This is a genomic window from Dietzia sp. NPDC055340 (assembly GCF_053645335.1).
Genome location: NZ_JBSHML010000004.1, coordinates 60,771 through 80,033, shown reverse-complemented (window position 1 = coordinate 80,033; position 19,263 = coordinate 60,771). Strand labels below are relative to the sequence as shown.

Here is a 19,263-nt window from a genome sequence, read left to right as displayed (position 1 = left end):
CCTCCTGGAGGGGGTCCGGGAACGACGAGTCCTCATTCTGGCCCACTCGGAGGGGCCCTGTCCGGCGGCTCGCGGGACCGGCTCGCCGAGCGTCAGGGTAGGACGCGGGAGACGACCTCGGCGGAGACGGCATCGAGCAGCGGACCGGCGTTGGCTATGGAGCGCTTGATGTCCGGCTCCTTCTCGGTGAGCGCGGCGGCGGTGACGAACCCGGCGGCGGCCACACGGTCCGCCTCCAGGTCCAGGCGGCCACACACGGCCACCACGGGGACGCCGTGAGTGCGGCAGAGCGAGGCCACGCCCAGCGGGGTCTTGCCGTGCATGGTCTGGTCATCCAGTCGTCCCTCGCCGGTGACCACCAGGTCCGCGGCCGAGACCACGTCCTCCAACCCGGTCAGGGTGCCGAGTACCTCGAATCCGGGGTCGAGTGATGCCCCGAGCAGCTCGCGGGCGATGAACCCCACCCCGCCTGCGGCGCCGGAGCCGGGGGCGTCCGGGTCGACGTCCAGGCCCTGGTTCCGCAGGACCTCGACCAGCCGGGCGAGCCCGGCCTCCAGGCTGTCGACCTCCTCTGGGGAGGCGCCCTTCTGTGGCGCGTAGACGCGGGCGGCGCCCAGTGGGCCGAGCAGGGGATTGTCGACGTCGCAGGCCACGAGGACGCGGGCGGCCCGCACCGCGGGGTCGAGGCCGTCCAGGTCGACGGTCGCAAGCCGCCGGAGCGCGCCGCCGCCGTCGGGGAGCTCGTTTCCGTCTGAGTCGAGGAACCGCACGCCGAGGGCGGACAGCATGCCGGTGCCGCCGTCGGTGGAGGCGCTGCCACCGATGCCCAGGTGGATGTTGCCACGGCCGGAGCGAAGGGCCTCCAGCATGACCTCTCCGACGCCGCGGCTGGACGCCTCGAGTGGCCGGGGGACGCCTCCGGGCAGTCGGAGCAGCCCGCATGCGTCGGCCATCTCCACGAACGCGGTATCCGGGTCGATGGCGGCGAACGAGGTCTCGACCGGTTCGCCGGTGGGGCCGGAGGCGGTGACCGGCACCGGGCGTGCCCCACCGGCGACCATCACCTCGAGGCTCCCCCCGCCGCCGTCGGCGACCGGGCGTTCGACCACGTCCGTGTCGGGGTGCGCACGGCGGGCGCCCTCGGCCGCGTGATGGCAGGCCTCGATAGCGGTGAGTGAGCCCTTGAAGGCCCCGCAGGCCACGACGATCGTCACCCCTGCATCATCCCCCATGAGTGTCGGCGAACACACGACGGCCCGGGATCGTGACCGAAAGCGGTGGTCGCGATCCCGGGCCGTGCTGCACCGGGGGAGGTGCGGGTATGAGGTCGGCCGAACCGGCCGGTGGTCGTCTTAGACCGCGACCTCGTCGGCGCCGGAGCTCAGGCCGGCGAGCGAGCCGGTGTCGATCGAACCGGTCTCCTCCGCCTCGTCGTCGGTGGCCGTGGTGTCGTCCTCGGAGGACGCGGCGGAGCCGGTGTCCGTGTCGGTCTCGGCCGCGGCGGCCACGTCCTCATTCTCCTCGCTGCTGCCCGGCAGCGAGCCGGTGTCGAGCGAGCCGGTCTCCTCGGCGTCGTCGGTGGCGTCCTCGTCCGCGGAGCCCGAGCCGGTGCCACCGTCGACCAGGTCACTGCCGGTGTTCGGGGAGACGCCGAGGCTGCCGAGCTCGACCGAACCCGGGTTCGGGGTCTCGGCGTCGAGATTGACATTGAGGGCCAGGCTGCCCGCGTCGAGCGCCAGGTCCGTGCCGAGGGCGCCCTCAAGGCTGCCGTCCTCACCCGTGAGGTCGGACAGGCTGCCCTCCTCGCCGGCGAGGTTCTCGAGGCTGGCGGTGGGGCCCTCGGGCGTGGTGGCGTCCTGCGCGGCGGCGAGGCCCGGGAATGCGATGGCGGCACCGATGCCGAACGCGCCGACGGCGGCGATCTTCGCGGTGGTCCGGTTGGTGGTCTTGCGGTGGGTGTTCGTCACTGCTGAACGTCTCCGATCTGCATTGACCACGATGTGTCTCATCGCGGGCATCCCGGCCGTGTGGCTGGGGTGCGTCGGCGACACTACAAGTGACATCCGGGCATGTCAGCCCCCGATTTGTTCAGTGGCGCTTCAGGTAACAGTTCGGTGATGTGGTGCACCGCAGCGTGTGCCCGGACCGGCGGCGGGAGGCGTCGCGCCTGCCTAGGGTGGGTCCATGGACACCTCCGATCGTCCGGACCGCCAGTCGTGGGGGCCTCCCGTCGTGGTGGAGACCCACGGGGCGCTCATCTTCCTCTGTGGTGACAAGGCTCACAAAGTACGCAAACCGATCGATCTGGGCTTCCTCGACAACCGCACCGTGCGGGCGCGCGCGGAGCAGAGCCGACGGGAGGTGGAACTGGGCCGTCGGCTCGCCCCGGACGTGTATCTCGGTGTGTTGCAGGTGCGCCGGCCCCGCTCGCCCGATGGGCAGGACGACGACAACGACGACGAGATCATCGACCACGTCGTGGAGATGCGCCGACTCCCGGAGCGGGAGAGCCTCGCCTGGCTGGTGCGGGAGCGGGAGGCCGGCGCGTCCCGGGTCGGCGATACGGACATCGTGGGTGGCCTGGGCGAGGTGGCCCGGCAGGTCGCGCGTCTGCACGCGGACAGCCACCGCACGCCGGAGATCGACGCGGCGGGCGACCCGGGCGTGGTGGGTGGTCTCTGGACGGAGTCGCTCGAGCACCTGCGCGGACTGAGCGTGGGCGAGGACGCGCCGGGGATCGTTGACGACATCGCGGACCTCGCCGGCGCCTACCTGCGTGGCCGCGGTCCGCTGCTGCGAGCACGGATCGAGGAGGGCCGGGTCGTGGACGGCCACGGGGATCTACTGGCCGCGGACGTCTACCTGACCGGCGACGGACCGCGGATCATCGACTGCCTCGAGTTCGACGACCGCCTCCGGTTCGGGGACGCCGTGTTGGACATCGGGTTCCTGGCCATGGATCTCGACCGGTCGGGGGCGACCGACCTCGCCGTCGTCGTCCTCGAGGCCTATCGCGAGGCCTCCGGCGACGACGCGCCGGCGTCACTCGTGCACCACTACATGGCGTATCGCGCGCTCGTGCGCGCCAAGGTCGCCGCGATCCGCGCCGCGCAGACGGACTCCGGCGGCGCTGACGCCCGCCTCGCGGTGGAGTTGGCCGCCCGGGCCGTCGACGGCCTGCTGCGGGCGCGCGTGCGGCTGGTGCTGGTGGGCGGGGTCTCCGGCTCCGGTAAGTCGACGGTCGCCGCGCCCCTGGCGGCCGCGCTGGGCGCCGAGCTGGTGCGCTCGGACCTCGTGCGCTCGGACCCGATGCGATCGGACGTGGCGCGGCGCGAGGGCGGGGAGGGCCGCTATTCGCCGGAGGCGATCGCGGCGGTCTACGCCGAGATGCTCGACCGCGCGGCCGGCCACCTCGCGCTGGGACGCAGCGTGGTGCTGGATGCCACGTGGCTCGAGCCGCGGCGGCGGGCCGAGGCCGAGACGGTGGCCGCCGACGCCCATGCCGAGCTCGTGGAGATCTCGTGCACCGCACCCCGCGACGAGCTGGCGCGGCGGGTCACCGACCGGGCCCGGGCGGGAACGGACCCGTCCGAGGCGACGGTCGAGGTGCTCGACGCCCAGCTGGCGGACAGGGCGCCGTGGCCCGAGGCGGTCGAGCTGGACACCACCGCGCTGGACGGCCGCGACGGCGACGCGGTCCGGCGGTGGGCCGAGCGCGAGTTGGGCCCGCTGCCCTGGGTATGACCCGCCGGGTCAGACGATCTGCCGCCGATGCCCGTCAGGGGGCCGGCATGTGACCGGGCGGGCGGGGGATGGATGTCACGAACTGCATGGACCGGTACGGCCAGCCGGCCGGCCCGGCCGCCGAATCGTGGGTGTTCCACTGGCTCACCACGACGTACCACTGCTCCGGCGTGGAGCCCGGGATCGGGCAGCCGCAGTACAACTGGGCCACGCGGGCGGGGCCGGAGGCCGGGTCGGTGCCGTCGGACTCGTCGCCCCACGCGCTGCCCGGCAGCAGCGTGGCGTGGGCCGTCACCGAGCGGTCCAGCAGGTCCGACCCGATCTGCGAGAACGTCAGGCAGTCGATCCGGTAGTGCTCCGCGTTGAAGTACGTGAGGGTCCAGAAGTCCTCGCAGCGCCGCAGATACATCTCGCCGATGCGGCCCGGCAGCACGATGGTCGTGGGGTTGCCCCAGTCCCAACGGCCGTCCTTGAAACCGTAGGTCTGCCAGTGCCCGGTGCTCGGGTCGTCGAGGTGCTCCTCGCGCACGCGCATCAGGATGGCGCCCTTGTCGCGCTGGAAGCCGGTCGACATGACGTACACCCAGCCGTCGCCGCCTCGCTCCCACGTCCACAACTGGCGGTGGCCGCCCTCGAGCCGGGGCGAGAACTCGGCGCCCGTCGGCTCCCACGTGCGGCCGTCATCGGTGGAGCGGTGGATCTGCGTGCGGGTGACCGTGCCGAGCCCCTCGTTGACCATGACGTGCAGGTACATGGTGTCGCCGATGGTCAGCACGTCGCTCGGCAGGACGGTCGAACAGCCGCGGCCGTGCACGTAGCCGAGGAGCTGCGACGCGTAGTCGCGCGGACCCGGGCCGGCGGCGTCCGCCCACTCGATGCCGGCGGCCGGATCGGCGGTGTCGGAGAACAGCCCGACGGGGGAGCGCCAGTCCGGGTTGCCGGGCCCGGGCCGGTCGTCGGTCGTGGGCACGCACTGCGCGATCCCCGGATGCGGTTTGCCGACGTGCGGGGCGCCCATCCCCGCACCGGCGAAGGTGTCCCCGAACACGGCGAGCAGTCGCCCGGAGGGTGTCCGGGCGACGATTCCCAGGTCTGTGCCCTCCATGCCGAACCGGGTGGTGATCCCGGGACCGCTCAGATCACGGACCTTGCGGGTCGCGGTCGAGGGCGCGGCGGGGGCCTGCGGCGTCTCCGTCATAAAGCAGACGCTACCGCGGTAGCGCGTGACGGGGACCGACTCCGGCCGAGGTTCGGCGGGGGTGGTCGGCGGGGCTGCAGGTGTGGAGCGGAGACCTCCGAGGCCGGAGGCGGGCGGTCGTTGTCGGGTCACAGAAATTTTCAGTGCAGTCCACACATGTCGATTGCGGAGGCGTATGGTCTTGCTCGTGACCCACCCATTCGCGCGGGCCGGGAGGGAACTCGTCCCCGGCCACTGGTTCGGCTCCGCCGCCGTGCTGGCCCTCGGGTGCGCGCTCGCCCTGACCGTCGTGGGGTTCGGGCACGGCGTCCCGCTGGCGATCGCGGTCTTCGCGGCCATCGCCGCGGTGGCGCTGTGGAATTCCCCGCTCCGGGTGGCCGGGCACGTGCCGCTGGATTCGGTCCGTAGCCGGGCCGACTCCGACTCCGAGAAGGCCGTGGTGGTTCTCTGGCGTCCGGGCTGCGCCTACTCGTCGGCGCTGCGCCGCCGGGCCGCCCGTGAGGGCCTCGAGGTCCACTGGGTGAACATCTGGCGCGACGAGGACGCCTACGAGCTGTGTCGCAGCATCAACCGTGGCTCCGAGGAGACGCCCACGGCCATGGTGCTCGACCCCCGGGTCGGCGGCCCCGTCGTCATCCCGGCCTCGGTCCCCGGGATCCGCGAGGCCACCGCAGCCCGCTCCCTGCCGTCCCGGCGGGCGCCCCGTCTGGGCTGAAAAGCCTTGTGTCCCTTCGCTTTCTGAGCGAGGGTGTCGGTATGACCACCTTGCTTCCTCGTCCCATGACCGCTGCGGCCTGTACCGCCTCCCTCGGCCTCGCCCTGGCGCTCGGTGCCCCCGTCGCCGCCGCGCAGGACGGCGGTGCGCCGACCGACTCGGGCTCCCTGAGTATCGGTTCCGTCGGCGGCACCTCCGTCGGTGTCGCGGAGAAGGTGGGCCTCGGTGCGGCCGCCGGTTCCCTGCCCGGTCAGTGCTCCGCGATGGGCTCTGTCGGGTTCGCCGATCACAACCAGACCCGGGCCGTTCCGGGCGAGAACCCGGGCGAGACCGCCTTCCTGGTCGACACCAACAAGTCGTCCGAGGGCAGCACTACCACCGAGAACGTCGAGGTCCACTGGGTCAACACCGACACCGGCGCGGACGGGACCCTGGTCGAGGGGCACGGTGAGGACGACATCCACTGGGTCGAGTTCAACGGCGACGACGTGTGGGGTGCCATCGTCGACACCGGCCCCGGCACCATCGAATGGACGATGTCGGCCACGGAGGACGGGTTGTTCCTGCCCACCTTCTCGCTCGACCTGCTGATCCCGACCGGCTCGGGCAGCAACCCGTACGGCGGCTGCGGCGGCGTGGTCACCGTGCCCTGATCGGCGCAGCCGGCCGGGCTGTCCCGCGGGCGTTCGGAGACCCCCTCAGGCGCCCAGCCCGGCGGCCTCGTGACGCAGCTCGGCCCCGTCGGCGACGAGGGCCGCGGTCCTGCGGTGGGCCTTGATGACCGAGGTCCCGTCGCGCAGCGGCAGCGGGATCACCTCCTCGGCCTCGACGCCGGCGAGCAGCAGGCGCGCGCGGATGAGCTCGGAATCGATCTCGGCACCCAACAGCAGCGCGTTGTTCGAGATCCAGATCAGGAACAGGAAGATGATGGCGCCGGCCAGCGAGCCGTAGGTGGCGTTGTAGTTGCTGAAGTGGGATGCGTAGAAGGTGAAGCCCCAGCCGCCGGCGATGGTCACGACCAGGGCGACGATCGTGCCGGGGGACAGGTAGCGGAATCGCGGCCGGCGGACGTTCGGGGTGAGTTGGTAGAGGATCCCGATCACCAGCACCACGATGGCCACCAGCGCCGGCCACTTGAGGAATGACCACACCGTGAGCGCGAGATCACCCAGCCCGACGAATCTGAAGACGCTCTCGGCCAGCCCGCCGGTGAGGGTGAGGATGAGGGCCGCGCACGCCAGCAGCGCCACGAGAAACGCGGTGAGCAGCACGAACGCCGGTCGTCGCCACCAGAACGGGCGCCCTTCCCCGACGCCGTAGATGCGGTTGAGGGCGCGGCCGAACGCGCCGACGTAACTCGAGGCGGTCCAGAGCGCGCCGAGCAGGCCGACCACCAGCGCTAAGCCGGCGGCCCTCGTGCGCACGAGGCTTTCCACGGGGCCGCGGAGGAACTCGACGGTCGCCTGCGGAACCGAATCGTTGAGCAGTTGCATCACCGCCTGGACCGTCTCGTCGCCGCGGCCGAACACGCCGAGCAGGGAGACCAGCACGATCATCGTCGGAAGCAGCGACAGCACCGCGTGGTAGGTCAGCCCGGAGGCCATGTCCATGCAGTTGTCCGAGTTGAATTTCGGCAGGGCGCGTCTGAGCGCGTACACGGCGCCGCGGCGCGCAAGCGTGCCCGGGACCTCGGACGCCCCCTCCCTCTCCCGCAGATACCCGATGCCGCGGCGATGCAGTGTCTCGTCGCCTGCGATGAGTTCGGCCGCCCTGGCGTCGGTCACCGTCGTCCCGCCTCCCCGGTGCCGGGGCACCGCCTGCTGATCGTGGGGATCGGGCTCCGCGCCGCGGTGGGTGGCGGCCCCGATCCTCCCCACTCTGGCAGGACGACGACGACGGCGATGCCCGGTTGACGTGCACCGGCCCCGGTCGGCGGCGAACAGGTCTGGAACTGTGATCTGGATAACAGTAGGCTGAGAGGGTGAAGTCCTCCGTTCCTTTCCGCCGCCTCGCCGTGGGCCGGGTCCGTGGGGGTCCCGGGCGGGACCGCCGCGGCATTCTTCGCTGACCCGGGTCGCCGGGGACGGTCGTCGGGCCCCGGAGTACGTGCCAGCCCTGAGAGAAATCTCACAAGGTGGAATCGTTTCCCACGTCAAGGACAGTGGTTTGACTTGCACGACTTGTGTGGGTAGCCCCCTCTGCCCATATTATTTTCCAGCCGGAGAGCCTCGGTTCTCTGTGTGCGGGTGCTCCGACAGTCACGGGGTCGACCCGTCGACAAGCGAAGGCGAAGTGATGAAGACGAATCCCGGCCCACAAGGCCTGTACCGCCCGGAGTACGAGCACGATGCCTGTGGTGTCGCGTTCGTGGTGGACATGTACGGACGTCAGTCCCGGGACATCGTCGAGAAGGCGATCGCCGCGCTGGTGAACCTCGAGCACCGCGGCGCCGTGGGCGCCGAGGTGAACACCGGCGACGGCACGGGCTTGTTGATCCAGATACCTGACAGGTTCCTCCGCGAGGTGTTGCGTGAGGAGCAGAACAGAGAACTACCCGAGGCCGGTGCGTATGCAACCGGCCTTTGTTTTCTCCCGCAGTCCCGGATGCTGGCCATGGACGCCATGCGGATGGTCGAGCGGATAGGCGCCGAACAGGGCGTCAGCGTGATCGGTTGGCGCGAGGTCCCGGTCGACGACTCCTCGGTCGGCGCGATCGCCCGCGACGCGCAGCCCACGATCCACCAGATCTTCGTCAAGGCGGCCGGCCCGGACGGACGGCTGCTCACCGGGCTCGAACTCGAGCGCAAGTGCTTCGTCGTCCGGAAGCGGTGCGAGCACGAACTGGGCAGCAAGGGTCCCGGCCGCGGAGACATCGGCTCCGAGACGGTCTACTTCCCCTCACTGAGCCCGCGGACCATGGTCTACAAGGGCATGCTCACCGAGAAGCAGCTCCCGGACTTCTACGTCGACCTCCGGGACGAGCGCGTCGAGTCGGCGCTGGGCATCGTGCACTCCCGGTTCTCCACCAACACGTTCCCGGCGTGGCCGCTGGCCCACCCGTTCCGCTACGTCGCGCACAACGGCGAGATCAACACCGCGCGCGGCAACGAGAACTGGATGCGGGCCCGCGAGTCGCTCATGTCGAGCGAGCACATCGAGGACCTGTCGGCGGCGCTGCCGATCTGCACCCCCGGCGGATCGGACACCGCCCGCTTCGACGAGGCGCTCGAGTTGCTGACCCTGGCCGGTCGGCCGCTGCCGCACGCCGTGCTCATGATGGTCCCCGAGGCCTGGGAGCGGCACGCGACCATGGACCCCGCCAAGCGGGCGTTCTACGAGTACCACGCCTCGCTCATGGAGGCCTGGGACGGACCGGCCTCGATCACCTTCACCGACGGCACCGTGATCGGCGCCGTGCTCGACCGCAACGGTCTGCGCCCCTCGCGCATCTGGGTGACCGACGACGGCCTCGTCGTGATGGCCTCCGAGGTGGGCGTGCTCGACATCCCGCAGGACAAGGTCGTCACCAAGACCCGCCTGCGGCCGGGCCGGATGTTCCTGGTCGACACCGAGCAGGGCCGGATCATCGACGACGAGGAGATCAAGACCTCCCTCGCCGCCGAGCACCCGTACCGCACCTGGCTCGACGAGGGCATCACCCGCCTCGAGGACCTGCCCGAGGTCCGACACGAGATCATGAGCCACGAGCGCGTGGTGCTGCGCCAGCGGGTCTTCGGCTACACCGAGGAGGAGCTGCGGATACTCGTCTCTCCGATGGCCGCCACGGGTGCCGAGGCGATCGGATCCATGGGTACCGACACCCCGCTGCCGGTGCTGTCCCAGCGGTCGCGGATGCTGTTCGACTTCTTCGCCCAGCGATTCGCCCAGGTCACCAACCCGCCGCTCGACGCCATCCGGGAGGAGTTGGTCACCAGCTACGGCGTGACCCTGGGCCCGGAGGGCGACCTCATCAACCCGGGGCCGGACTCGTGCCGGCAAGTCCGACTGGACAACCCGATCCTCAGCAACACCGACCTCACCACGCTCATGGCGGCCGGTCGGGTCCGTCCCGGCCTGCAGTCGGTCGTCGTCCGGGGCCTGTACAACGTCGCCCACGGCGGTCGCGGCCTGCGCATCGCGCTCGGCCGGATCCGCCGCGAGGTCTCCCGCGCCATCGAAGACGGCGCGTCGATCATCGTGCTGTCGGATCGCGAGTCGGACGAGCGCAACGCGCCGATCCCGTCGCTGCTGCTGACCTCGGCCGTCCACCACCACCTGGTGCGGGAGAAGACCCGGACCCGCGTCGGCCTGGTGATCGAGTCCGGCGATGCCCGCGAGGTCCACCACATGGCCGTGCTCTTCGGTTACGGCGCCGAGGCGATCAACCCGTACATGGCGTTCGAGTCGATCGACGAGCTCGTCAAGACCGGCGACCTGACCGGCGTCGAGACCGAGGTGGCCTACGCCAACTACCGCAAGGCGGCCGCCAAGGGCGTGCTCAAGGTGATGTCCAAGATGGGCATCTCCACCCTGGCCTCGTACACCGGCGCCCAACTGTTCGACGTCACCGGTCTGTCGCAGGAACTGTGCGACGAGTACTTCACCGGCTCGATCAGCCCCATCGACGGCATCGACCTGGACGAGATCGCCGAGGACGTGGCCCGCCGTCACCGCTTCGCCTTCCTGCCGCGGCCCGAGGAGGCCGCGCACAGGGAGCTCGAGATCGGTGGCGAGTACCAGTGGCGCCGCGAGGGCGAGTACCACCTGTTCAACCCGGACACGGTGTTCAAGCTCCAGCACTCCACGCGGTCCGGCCGCTACGAGATCTTCAAGGAGTACACCCGTCTGGTCGACGACCAGTCCGAGCGACTGGCCACCCTGCGCGGCCTGTTCGAACTCAGCAGTGACCGCCAGCCCATACCGATCGACCGGGTCGAGCCGGTCTCGGAGATCGTCAAGCGGTTCTCGACCGGTGCGATGAGCTACGGCTCGATCTCCGCCGAGGCGCACGAGACCCTCGCGATCGCCATGAACCGGCTCCACGCGCGGTCCAATTCCGGCGAGGGCGGCGAGTCGACCGACCGCTTCACCCCGGACGCGAACGGCGACTGGCGACGCTCGGCCATCAAACAGGTCGCCTCCGGCCGGTTCGGCGTGACCAGCCACTACCTCGCCAACTGCACCGACATCCAGATCAAGATGGCCCAGGGCGCCAAGCCCGGCGAGGGCGGTCAGCTCCCGCCGAACAAGGTGTACCCGTGGGTCGCCGAGGTCCGCGGCTCGACGCCGGGCGTCGGGCTCATCTCCCCGCCGCCGCACCACGACATCTACTCGATCGAGGACCTGGCGCAGCTCATCTACGACCTGAAGAACGCGAACCCGCAGGCGCGGGTCCACGTGAAGCTGGTCGCCGAGCAGGGCGTCGGCACCGTGGCCACGGGCGTGTCCAAGACACACGCCGACGTGGTGCTCATCTCCGGTCACGACGGCGGCACCGGGGCCTCCCCACTGACCTCCCTGAAGCACGCCGGTGGGCCGTGGGAGCTCGGCCTGGCCGAGACCCAGCAGACCCTGCTGGTCAACGGCCTGCGTGATCGCATCGTCGTGCAGGTCGACGGGCAGCTCAAGACCGGGCGCGACGTGATCATCGCGGCCCTGCTCGGCGGGGAGGAGTTCGGCTTCGCCACCGCCCCGCTCGTGGTGGCCGGCTGCGTCATGATGCGCGTCTGCCATCTGGACACATGCCCCGTCGGCGTGGCCACCCAGAACCCGGTGCTGCGCGAGCGGTTCAACGGCAAGGCCGAGTACGTCGTGAACTTCATGGAGTTCATCGCCGAGGAGGTCCGCGAATACCTCGCCGAGCTGGGCTTCCGCTCCCTCGACGAGGCGATCGGCCACTCGGAGTGCCTCGACAAGTCCCGGGCGTTCGCCCACAACAAGCGCATCGCGGGACTCGATCTGGAACCGATCTTCGCCCAGGCCGATTCGCCGTTCATGCACCAGGACCTGCGCTGCACGAAGAAGCAGGACCACAAGCTGGGGAAGGTGCTCGACCGGACGCTGATCGACGACTGCCGCGACGTGGTCGTCGACCCCTCGCGCGGGCCCGTCACCGGCGCCTACCCGATCGCCAACGTCAACCGCTCGGTGGGCACGATGCTCAGCCACGAGATCTCCAGGGCGCACGGCGCCGCCGGGCTCCCCGACGGCTCTGTCGACCTGACCTTCACCGGCTCGGCCGGCAACTCGCTGGGAGCGTTCCTGGCCTCCGGCGTCACGCTCCGGGTCCTCGGCGACGCCAACGACTACGTCGGCAAGGGCCTGTCCGGCGGCCGGATCGTGGTCCGCCCGGCGCACGACGCCGCCCCCGACTTCGTGGCCGAGAACAACATCATCGCCGGCAACGTGATCTGCTACGGCGCCACCGCCGGCGAGGTGTTCCTGCGCGGGATCGTGGGCGAGCGGTTCTGCGTGCGCAACTCCGGCGTCACCGCGGTCGTCGAGGGCGTGGGCGACCACGCCTGCGAGTACATGACCGGCGGAAAGGTCGTCGTGCTCGGCTCCACCGGCCGCAACGTCGCCGCCGGCATGTCGGGCGGCGTGGCCTACTTCTACGACCCCGACGGCGCACTGGCCGAGAACCTCAACGGTGAGCTCGTCGACATCGAGGAGCTCGACGCCGACGACGTGCAGTTCCTCCACGACATCGTGGAGCGGCACGTCGCCGAGACCGACTCGGCCCGGGGCCGGGACATCCTGGGCGGCTGGGCCCAGAACGTGAATCACTTCGCCAAGGTCATGCCGCGCGACTACAAGCGCGTGCTGCTGGCCATCGAGCAGGCGGAGAAGGACGGACGCAACGTGGACGAGGCGATCATGGAGGCCGCAAATGGCTGACCCGAAGGGCTTTCTCAAGCACACCGAGCGCGAGCTGCCGAAGCGCCGGCCGGTCGACCTCCGGATCATGGACTGGAAGGAGGTCTACGAGTCCACGACCCTGCCCGAGGACCACCTGAGGACGCAGGCCTCCCGGTGTATGAGTTGCGGCATCCCGTTCTGCCACCAGGGCTGCCCGCTGGGCAACATCATCCCGGAGTGGAACGACCTGGTGCACCGCGGACGCTGGGACGCGGCGGTGGACAGGCTCCACGCGACCAACAACTTCCCCGAGTTCACCGGGCGCCTGTGCCCGGCGCCGTGCGAGGGGTCGTGTGTCCTGGGCATCAACCAGGAGCCGGTCACCATCAAGCAGATCGAGGTCGAGATCGCCGAGGCCGCGTGGGCCGAGGGCGGCATGGACCCGGTCGTGCCGTCGTTCCGTACCGGGCAGACCGTCGCCGTGGTGGGCTCCGGCCCGGCCGGGCTGGCCGCCGCCCAGCAGCTCACCCGTGCCGGGCACGCCGTCACGGTCTTCGAGCGGGACGACCGCATCGGCGGGCTCATGCGGTACGGGATCCCGGAGTTCAAGATGGAGAAGGCGGTCCTCGACCGCCGCCTGGCGCAGATGGAGGCGGAGGGCACGGTCTTCCGCCCCGGCGTCAACGTCGGCAAGGACATCACCGCCACCCAGTTGCGCGCGCAGTTCGACGCGATCGTGCTGTGCGGCGGCGCCACCCTGCGCCGCGACCTGCCGGTGCCCGGCCGTGAGCTCGACGGGATCCACCAGGCGATGGACTTCCTGCCGCTGGCCAACAAGGCCGCCGCGGGGGATCCCGTGGTGGACGCGGACGGGCTGCCGGAGGTCCACGCGCGTGACAAGCACGTGATCATCATCGGCGGCGGCGACACCGGCGCGGACTGCCTCGGCACCGCGACCCGGCAGGGCGCGAGGTCGGTGAAGAGTTTCGAGATCATGCCCCGCCCGCCGGCCACCCGCGCGGCCTCGACGCCGTGGCCGGTGTACCCGCTGATGTTCCGCACCGCCTCCGCGCACGAGGAGAACGGTGAGCGGGTGTACAGCGTGTCGACCGCCGAGTTCGTGGGCTCCGGCGGGCATGTGACCGCGCTCAAGGGCTCCGAGGTGAAGATGGTCGACGGCCGGTTCGAGCCCGTGCCCGGCTCCGACTTCGAGTACCCCGCCGACCTGGTGCTGCTCGCGATGGGCTTCACCGGCGCGCAACGCTCCGGCCTGTGCTCGGATCTGGGTGTCGACTTCACCGACCGCGGCAACGTGGACCGGGACGGCACCTGGGCGACCAACGTCGACGGGGTCTTCGTGGCCGGCGACATGGGCCGCGGCCAGTCGCTCATCGTGTGGGCCATCGCGGAGGGCCGCTCGGCCGCGGCCGCGGTGGACCGGTACCTGATGGGCGAGACGGCGCTGCCGGCTCCCGTCCGCCCGACGGACGTCGCGCAGCGCTGACGGCGGCACGGCGCCCCGGAGCACTACGACTCGAGGGGCGCCGTGGCGTAATACCTGAGGCGAACCTAAGATTGGGCGCATCACAATTCCAGGCCGCCCGGCCGCCGTCACGGAAGGCAGGTTATGGTCCGCCGTCGCCCTCTCGCCGTGATCGGTGCGCTCTGCGCAGTGATCGCGCTGCAGGGCGCCCCGGCGGCGACGGCGCAGGTCCTCGAGCCGGGCCCGCGGGTGGTGATCACCGACCTGCCGGCGCTCAGCCAGTTGCCCCCGCTGCCCGCCGGGGGGGAGGACGCCGCGGAGGAGAAGGCTCCCGACGAGGGGACCTTCGGCATGTCCGCGGTGCAGATGGTGGCACTCGTGCTGGCCGTTGGGGCTCTCGTCGCCGGTGGGACCGGCCTGGCGCTGGTCACGCGACGCGGTCGGGGGACACCGCCGGAGGAGGCGCCGCGGCGCGCTCCGACCCTGCCGCCGGTCGCCCGATAAGCTCAGCGGCATGAGCCGCCACATCGCAGGACGAGGACGAGCCGGCCGGGCCGCACCCGCGCCGGCCGGTCCGCCGGTCGACGACGTCGAGTGCGACCTGAGCCGCAAACTGACGCTGGGCCAGTTCCTCAAGCTGTCTTCGTTGCTGGACTCCGGCGCCGACGCCAAGGACGCCGTCGCCGCCGGCGAGGTCAGTGTCAACGGTGAGGTCGACCTGCGGCGCGGCCGCGGCATGGTCGACGGGGACGTGGTGGCCACCGGTGGCCGCGCGGCCCGCGTGGTGGCCCGGTCCGAGGCGGAGGGGAACCGATGAGCGAGGGGGCACAGGGGTCGGTACAGGCCCCGGTGATCTTGCATGACGACGACGCCGGCGCCCGTCGGTATGCCGAGTGGTTGGCGGAGGACTTCGAGACGCGGACCACCCGTTATGACGAGGCAGACCCCGGCGAGATGGTGGTCGCCGGCACGGTCGTGCTGTTCACCGGCATGCAGCCCGGTGGTGGCCTCGGCGGCTCGACGTTCATCACCGACAACTGGGAGGCGCTGGTCGAGGCCGGCCGCCGGGTCGCGGTCGTCATGGTGGGGCCCACCCCGGTCACGGACGACGCACGGATCGAGCTGATGTCGACCGAGTTCTCCGCCGACCAGCTCGGCAAGCTCAAGCTGTTCCAGTTGCGCGGGGTGGTGACCCCGGACCAGCTCGGCTTTCGCCAACGTCTGGGGATCAAGACGGCGCTGGCCGCGCTTCGCCGCAAGTCGGACCGCACCCCGGAGGAGGACGCGATGCTCGAGCTGGGCGGACTCGACCTCACCGACCGCGTCTCGCTCGGCCCGCTGCTGCGCTGGATCCGCCGGGAGGCGTGAGCTGCTGCTCGCCGCGGGCGGGCCGTCCCGGTTCGTTCGGTCGGCCGGGGTGCAGCACACGCACCGGATGAAAGAGAGTTAACATACGCTCCGTAGTCCCGCCGTGGCGCGGGCCAGCGATTCCGGAGGATGCCCCATGCGCAAGACCGCCCTCGTCTCGGCCGCGTCGGCTCTGGCCGCGGCCACGATCTTCGCCGCCAGCGGGGTCGCTCATGCCGAGGACGGCGAGCCGGCTCCGACTGTCGACCTGGACACCCCGGCAGGGTGCGTGTTCATCCCCACCTACACCGGCGTGGTGTGGTGCATGACCCTCGACGCGGCGACCGCCGCCGTCGTGGCCGGGAGTTTCGGTTACGGCTCGTTGGGCACAGGCTCCCTGGCGGACCTGATCAGCGGGCTCATCAACACCGGATCCGTGGTGCTGTCGGTGGGCGTGCCCAACTCCACCGGGTCCTACGCGCCCGGATCGACCGGGAGCTACGGGCCGGAGGCGTCGGTCGGGCAGCTCCTCACGGCGCCGCTCGCGAGCCTCGGCGGGGCGGTCTAGCGCACCACGATGCCGTCGGTGTCGGCGTAGAGCATGTCACCGGGCACGAAGTCGACCCCACCGAAGCTCACCGTGACATCGCGCTCGCCGGCGCCAGTCTTGGTGGACTTGCGTGGGTTGGTGCCCAGGGCCTTGCAGCCGAAGTCCATGCCGCCGACGACCGCCGAGTCGCGGATCGCGCCGTTGACCACCACGCCGGCCCACCCGTTGGAGCGGCCCAGCTCGGCGATGAGGTCGCCCACCAGGGCGGTGTGGACGCTCGCGCCACCGTCGATTACCAGCACCCGGCCCCCGCCGGCCTCGCCGAGCACGCTCTTGAGCAAGGCGTTGTCCTGGAAGCACCGGACGGTGGAGACGGGGCCGAAGAATTCGGTGCGTCCGCCCAGGTCGCGGAACTGGGTGTCGCAGCTGCGGACGTCCTCGCCGATCTCATCGACGAGGTCCGCCGTGGGGACGAATCCGGTGGGGCTGTCGGTCATGCGTGTCCTCCTGAACGATGCGGTCAACACCCCTCACGCTATCCGGCCAGCCGACCACGGGTCGGCCCACCCGTGGGGGACAATGGCCGGAGAACAGCGCCGCCCGATGTCCGCACTACGGGGAGGAACCTGCCGTGGCCCAGTACGAACTCCTGATTCACGCCCGCCGGGCCGTGGTCGACGACCGCATCCAGCAGGCGGCGGTGACCGTGGACGGGGGCGTGATCTCGTCGGTGCGCACGGGGTCCGATGCGCGGGACATCGGTCTGGCCGGCGACCACACCATCAATCTGGGCGACGACGTGGTGCTCATGCCGGGACTGGTCGACCCGCACGTCAGCACCGAGGACGTGGCCGTGGGGACCCGCTCCGCGGCGCAGGGCGGCATCACCTCGGTGATCGACTACGGCACGGACGGCGAGCCGTCCGCAACCACTCCGGCGGAGGTCGACACCTGGCGGGACGAGGTCACCGGGGAGTCGGCCGTCGACGTGGGCCTGTGGGGCGCAGCGGTGCCGGGCAACGTGGGCCGGCTGGGCGAATTGCTGGACCGGGGAGTGTTCGGGGTGTCGGCCGTCGCGGAGGGCAAGGGCGTGGCGGGCGCGCCGACGCTCGACCGGGCCCGGCTGGTCGCGGCCGCCGAGGAGGTCATGGGCCGCGGTGCCCTGTTCGCGGTGGACGCCGGCGTGGAGGTGCTGCCCGACCTGCTCGATGTGGTGCGCCGGACCGGCGGCCGGATGCATGTCCGCTCCGTGGCGGACCACGAAGAGCTGCCGATGCTGCGGGCGGCGTCGCGGGACGGCCTGGCCGTGACCGCCTCGACGAACCCCCACATGCTGGCGTTGGTCTCGGAGATCACCCGGGGTGCGGCCGCCGCGGCGACCCTCGACCCGCCGGTCCGGGATGCCGCGAACCGGGAGTTGCTGTGGGAGGCGCTGCGTGACGGCACGATCGACGCCGTCGCCTCGGCCCGGCTGGGTCTGTCCGTGGTGTGGACGGAGGCACGGCGACGCGGCTTCGATCTGGCTGATGTGGCGCGGTGGATGTCCGGCCGGCCCGCCGAGATCGTGGGCCTGGGCGACCGCGGGGGGATCCGGCAGGGTCTGCGGGCCGACTTCGCCGTCGTCGCGGACGACGAGGCGTTCATCGTCCTGCCCGGCGCCCGCGAGCTCGGTCGGGCGGATTCGGTCTACACCCAGCGGGCACTCGCCGGTGTGGTGCGGTGGACCATGCGTCGCGGCGGGGTGATCGACCCACGCACGCTGCCCGTGGGCGAGGTGCTGAGCAAGGCGGACGGGTGAACACAGGAACCCAGGAACTCGCGCTCCTGCACATGCCCGAGGGCCTCACCTCGGCCATCCTCATCACCGAATACGCGATCAAGATCCTCGCTCTGGGCATGGTCCCGGAGAACCGCCAGCCGGGGTCGTCGCAGGCCTGGCTGCTGGCCATCCTGTTCATCCCGGTGGTCGGGGTGCCGCTGTTCCTGCTGTTCGGCAACCCGTACATCACGGGACGAAGGCACGTCATCCAGGCCCAGGCCAACCAGCTGTACGAGGGCGCGCTGAAGAACCGCCCCACGGTCCCGGTGGGGGTCCGGGTCGCGCCGGGGGTGCACACGATCCTCGAGATGAACCGGAAACTCACCGAGATCCCGTGCATGTCGGGTGAGTTCGTGGCGCTGTACTCGGACTACAAGCTGTCGCTCGCGGCCATGACCGACGCCGTCCGCGCGGCGACGGATCGGGTCCACATCGAGTTCTACGCCCAGTCCTGGGACGACGAGACCGACGAGTTCTTCACCGCCGCCGTGGAGGCCGCCGAGCGCGGGGTGACGGTCCGCGTCCTGGCCGACCATCTCGGTTCCGGAAAGTACAAGGGGTTCAAGGTGCTGCGGCGCCGCCTGCGGAACACGCCGGTCGAGTTCCACCTCATGCTTCCGATCAACCCGTTCGTCGGCCGGTTTCGGCGCCCGGACCTGCGCAACCACCGCAAGATGCTCATGGTGGACGGTGACCACGGGTTCGTGGGTTCACAGAATCTCATCGAACGGCACTACGGCAGCGCGCGCAACGCCAAGCTCGGGCGGGAGTGGGTGGACCTGATGATGGAGGTCCGTGGTGAGATCGTCCACTCCATGGACGCCGTCTTCGCCGTGGACTGGTACTCCGAGTGCGGGGAGATCATTGAGACCGTCGGCGAACTCGCCAAGGGGCTGCCGGCCACAGCGGGATCGATGGGCGGCGACCCCACGGCCGGTGATCCGGTGAGCGCTTTCCAGCTCGTGCCGTCGGGGCCGGGGTACCGCACGCAGCCCAATCTCCGGATGTTCACCCAGCTCATCTCGCAGGCACGTGAGCGACTGCGAATCGTCAGCCCCTATTTCGTTCCTGATGAGGCGTTGCTGCACGCATTGACCTCGGCGGCCTACCGGGGCGTGGAGGTGGAGCTGTTCGTGCCGGACAAGGCCGACCAGTTCATGGTCCACCACGCGCAGCGGTCCTACTTCCGGGCGCTGCTCGAGGCGGGTGTCATCATCCACAGATTCCGGTCACCGGCCGTCCTGCACACCAAGATGATGCTGGTGGACGACTACGGCGGCATCGTCGGCTCGAGCAACATGGACCTCCGTTCGTTCAACCTGAACTTCGAGGTCAGCATGCTCGTCCTGGGCGGCGCGGCGGTGGCCGACCTCAACGACGTGGTGGAGAGGTATCTCCTGGAGAGCAGCACTCTGGATCTCGATACCTGGATGAATCGACCGTGGCCGGGACGTTACGTGGACAACGTTGCCCGGCTCACCTCCGCGCTGCAGTAGTACCCTGCTGGAATGCACGGACCATCGGAGTCCGAGGTGTAACGAGAGGCCTT

At 70.7% G+C, this 19,263-nt stretch carries 16 protein-coding genes; 11 read left to right on the top strand and 5 right to left on the bottom strand.

Translation table 11 applies throughout. The features are described 5' to 3' along the window. Positions 1 to 92: 92 nt before the first annotated feature. Positions 93 to 1,214, bottom strand: coding sequence for a glycerate kinase (locus ACWIFB_RS03790; protein ID WP_452099769.1), 1,122 nt, complete (start codon positions 1,212 to 1,214; stop codon positions 93 to 95). 138 nt (positions 1,215 to 1,352) lie between these two features. Beyond that, the gene (locus ACWIFB_RS03785) at positions 1,353 to 1,967 is read right to left on the bottom strand and encodes a hypothetical protein (protein WP_452099770.1); all 615 of its coding nucleotides are present in this window, start codon (positions 1,965 to 1,967) and stop codon (positions 1,353 to 1,355) included. Positions 1,968 to 2,184: 217 nt separating this feature from the next. Between ACWIFB_RS03785 and ACWIFB_RS03780 the strand changes: the two genes are divergently transcribed. Continuing rightward, positions 2,185 to 3,744: an AAA family ATPase gene (locus ACWIFB_RS03780; protein WP_454057366.1), complete on the top strand. Its 1,560-nt coding sequence runs from the start codon at positions 2,185 to 2,187 to the stop codon at positions 3,742 to 3,744. Between the two features lie 34 nt (positions 3,745 to 3,778). On the opposite strand, the gene ACWIFB_RS03775 is transcribed toward ACWIFB_RS03780, so the two are convergent. Then, positions 3,779 to 4,942 (bottom strand): DUF4185 domain-containing protein, encoded by a 1,164-nt coding sequence (locus ACWIFB_RS03775; RefSeq protein ID WP_454057365.1) that lies wholly within the window; start codon positions 4,940 to 4,942, stop codon positions 3,779 to 3,781. Between the two features lie 187 nt (positions 4,943 to 5,129). On the opposite strand from ACWIFB_RS03775, the gene ACWIFB_RS03770 reads away from it, so the two are divergent. Then, entirely contained in the window at positions 5,130 to 5,657 is a 528-nt protein-coding gene (locus tag ACWIFB_RS03770) for a hypothetical protein (RefSeq protein WP_452099773.1), read from the top strand. Between the two features lie 41 nt (positions 5,658 to 5,698). Next, a complete protein-coding gene (locus tag ACWIFB_RS03765; protein ID WP_454057364.1) occupies positions 5,699 to 6,310 on the top strand; it encodes a hypothetical protein in 612 nt (203 codons plus the stop codon). A gap of 45 nt (positions 6,311 to 6,355) precedes the next feature. On the opposite strand, the gene ACWIFB_RS03760 is transcribed toward ACWIFB_RS03765, so the two are convergent. After that, positions 6,356 to 7,441: a YihY/virulence factor BrkB family protein gene (locus tag ACWIFB_RS03760; RefSeq protein WP_452099775.1), complete on the bottom strand. Its 1,086-nt coding sequence runs from the start codon at positions 7,439 to 7,441 to the stop codon at positions 6,356 to 6,358. 511 nt (positions 7,442 to 7,952) lie between these two features. On the opposite strand from ACWIFB_RS03760, the gene gltB reads away from it, so the two are divergent. The 6 genes from gltB (at position 7,953) to ACWIFB_RS03730 (ending at position 15,913) form a co-directional block, all read left to right on the top strand. Then, positions 7,953 to 12,554, top strand: coding sequence for a glutamate synthase large subunit (gene gltB, locus ACWIFB_RS03755; RefSeq protein ID WP_454057363.1), 4,602 nt, complete (start codon positions 7,953 to 7,955; stop codon positions 12,552 to 12,554). Next, the gene (locus ACWIFB_RS03750; RefSeq protein ID WP_454057362.1) at positions 12,547 to 14,019 is read left to right on the top strand and encodes a glutamate synthase subunit beta; all 1,473 of its coding nucleotides are present in this window, start codon (positions 12,547 to 12,549) and stop codon (positions 14,017 to 14,019) included. The genes gltB and ACWIFB_RS03750 overlap by 8 nt, the downstream gene beginning before the upstream one ends. A gap of 123 nt (positions 14,020 to 14,142) precedes the next feature. After that, positions 14,143 to 14,502: a hypothetical protein gene (locus tag ACWIFB_RS03745; RefSeq protein ID WP_454057361.1), complete on the top strand. Its 360-nt coding sequence runs from the start codon at positions 14,143 to 14,145 to the stop codon at positions 14,500 to 14,502. 10 nt (positions 14,503 to 14,512) lie between these two features. Continuing rightward, positions 14,513 to 14,815 (top strand): RNA-binding S4 domain-containing protein, encoded by a 303-nt coding sequence (locus tag ACWIFB_RS03740; protein ID WP_452099779.1) that lies wholly within the window; start codon positions 14,513 to 14,515, stop codon positions 14,813 to 14,815. Then, complete coding sequence (locus ACWIFB_RS03735; RefSeq protein WP_454057360.1) at positions 14,812 to 15,366, top strand: hypothetical protein; 555 nt, start codon at positions 14,812 to 14,814, stop codon at positions 15,364 to 15,366. Before ACWIFB_RS03740 ends, ACWIFB_RS03735 begins: the two co-directional genes overlap by 4 nt. A gap of 136 nt (positions 15,367 to 15,502) precedes the next feature. Continuing rightward, entirely contained in the window at positions 15,503 to 15,913 is a 411-nt protein-coding gene (locus ACWIFB_RS03730) for a hypothetical protein (protein ID WP_454057359.1), read from the top strand. Here the strand turns inward: ACWIFB_RS03730 and rraA are convergent. Next, positions 15,910 to 16,392, bottom strand: a complete 483-nt coding sequence (gene rraA, locus ACWIFB_RS03725) for a ribonuclease E activity regulator RraA (protein WP_344992601.1) — start codon at positions 16,390 to 16,392, stop codon at positions 15,910 to 15,912. The two genes, ACWIFB_RS03730 and rraA, sit on opposite strands and share 4 nt — an antisense overlap. A gap of 134 nt (positions 16,393 to 16,526) precedes the next feature. Between rraA and ACWIFB_RS03720 the strand changes: the two genes are divergently transcribed. Next, a complete protein-coding gene (locus tag ACWIFB_RS03720; protein ID WP_454057358.1) occupies positions 16,527 to 17,693 on the top strand; it encodes an amidohydrolase family protein in 1,167 nt (388 codons plus the stop codon). 32 nt (positions 17,694 to 17,725) lie between these two features. Further along, a complete protein-coding gene (gene cls, locus ACWIFB_RS03715) occupies positions 17,726 to 19,210 on the top strand; it encodes a cardiolipin synthase (protein ID WP_454057461.1) in 1,485 nt (494 codons plus the stop codon). The last annotated feature ends 53 nt before the right edge of the window (positions 19,211 to 19,263 follow it).

Bases quoted from the DNA above. Each gene is read 5' to 3' on its own strand.
- ACWIFB_RS03780 (WP_454057366.1), top strand. From the start codon at position 2,185: ATGGACACCTCCGATCGTCCGGACCGCCAGTCGTGGGGGCCTCCCGTC.
- ACWIFB_RS03775 (WP_454057365.1), bottom strand. From the start codon at position 4,942: ATGACGGAGACGCCGCAGGCCCCCGCCGCGCCCTCGACCGCGACCCGC.
- ACWIFB_RS03765 (WP_454057364.1), top strand. From the start codon at position 5,699: ATGACCACCTTGCTTCCTCGTCCCATGACCGCTGCGGCCTGTACCGCC.
- gltB (WP_454057363.1), top strand. From the start codon at position 7,953: ATGAAGACGAATCCCGGCCCACAAGGCCTGTACCGCCCGGAGTACGAG.
- ACWIFB_RS03750 (WP_454057362.1), top strand. From the start codon at position 12,547: ATGGCTGACCCGAAGGGCTTTCTCAAGCACACCGAGCGCGAGCTGCCG.
- ACWIFB_RS03745 (WP_454057361.1), top strand. From the start codon at position 14,143: ATGGTCCGCCGTCGCCCTCTCGCCGTGATCGGTGCGCTCTGCGCAGTG.
- ACWIFB_RS03740 (WP_452099779.1), top strand. From the start codon at position 14,513: ATGAGCCGCCACATCGCAGGACGAGGACGAGCCGGCCGGGCCGCACCC.
- ACWIFB_RS03735 (WP_454057360.1), top strand. From the start codon at position 14,812: ATGAGCGAGGGGGCACAGGGGTCGGTACAGGCCCCGGTGATCTTGCAT.
- ACWIFB_RS03730 (WP_454057359.1), top strand. From the start codon at position 15,503: ATGCGCAAGACCGCCCTCGTCTCGGCCGCGTCGGCTCTGGCCGCGGCC.
- rraA (WP_344992601.1), bottom strand. From the start codon at position 16,392: ATGACCGACAGCCCCACCGGATTCGTCCCCACGGCGGACCTCGTCGAT.
- cls (WP_454057461.1), top strand. From the start codon at position 17,726: ATGCCCGAGGGCCTCACCTCGGCCATCCTCATCACCGAATACGCGATC.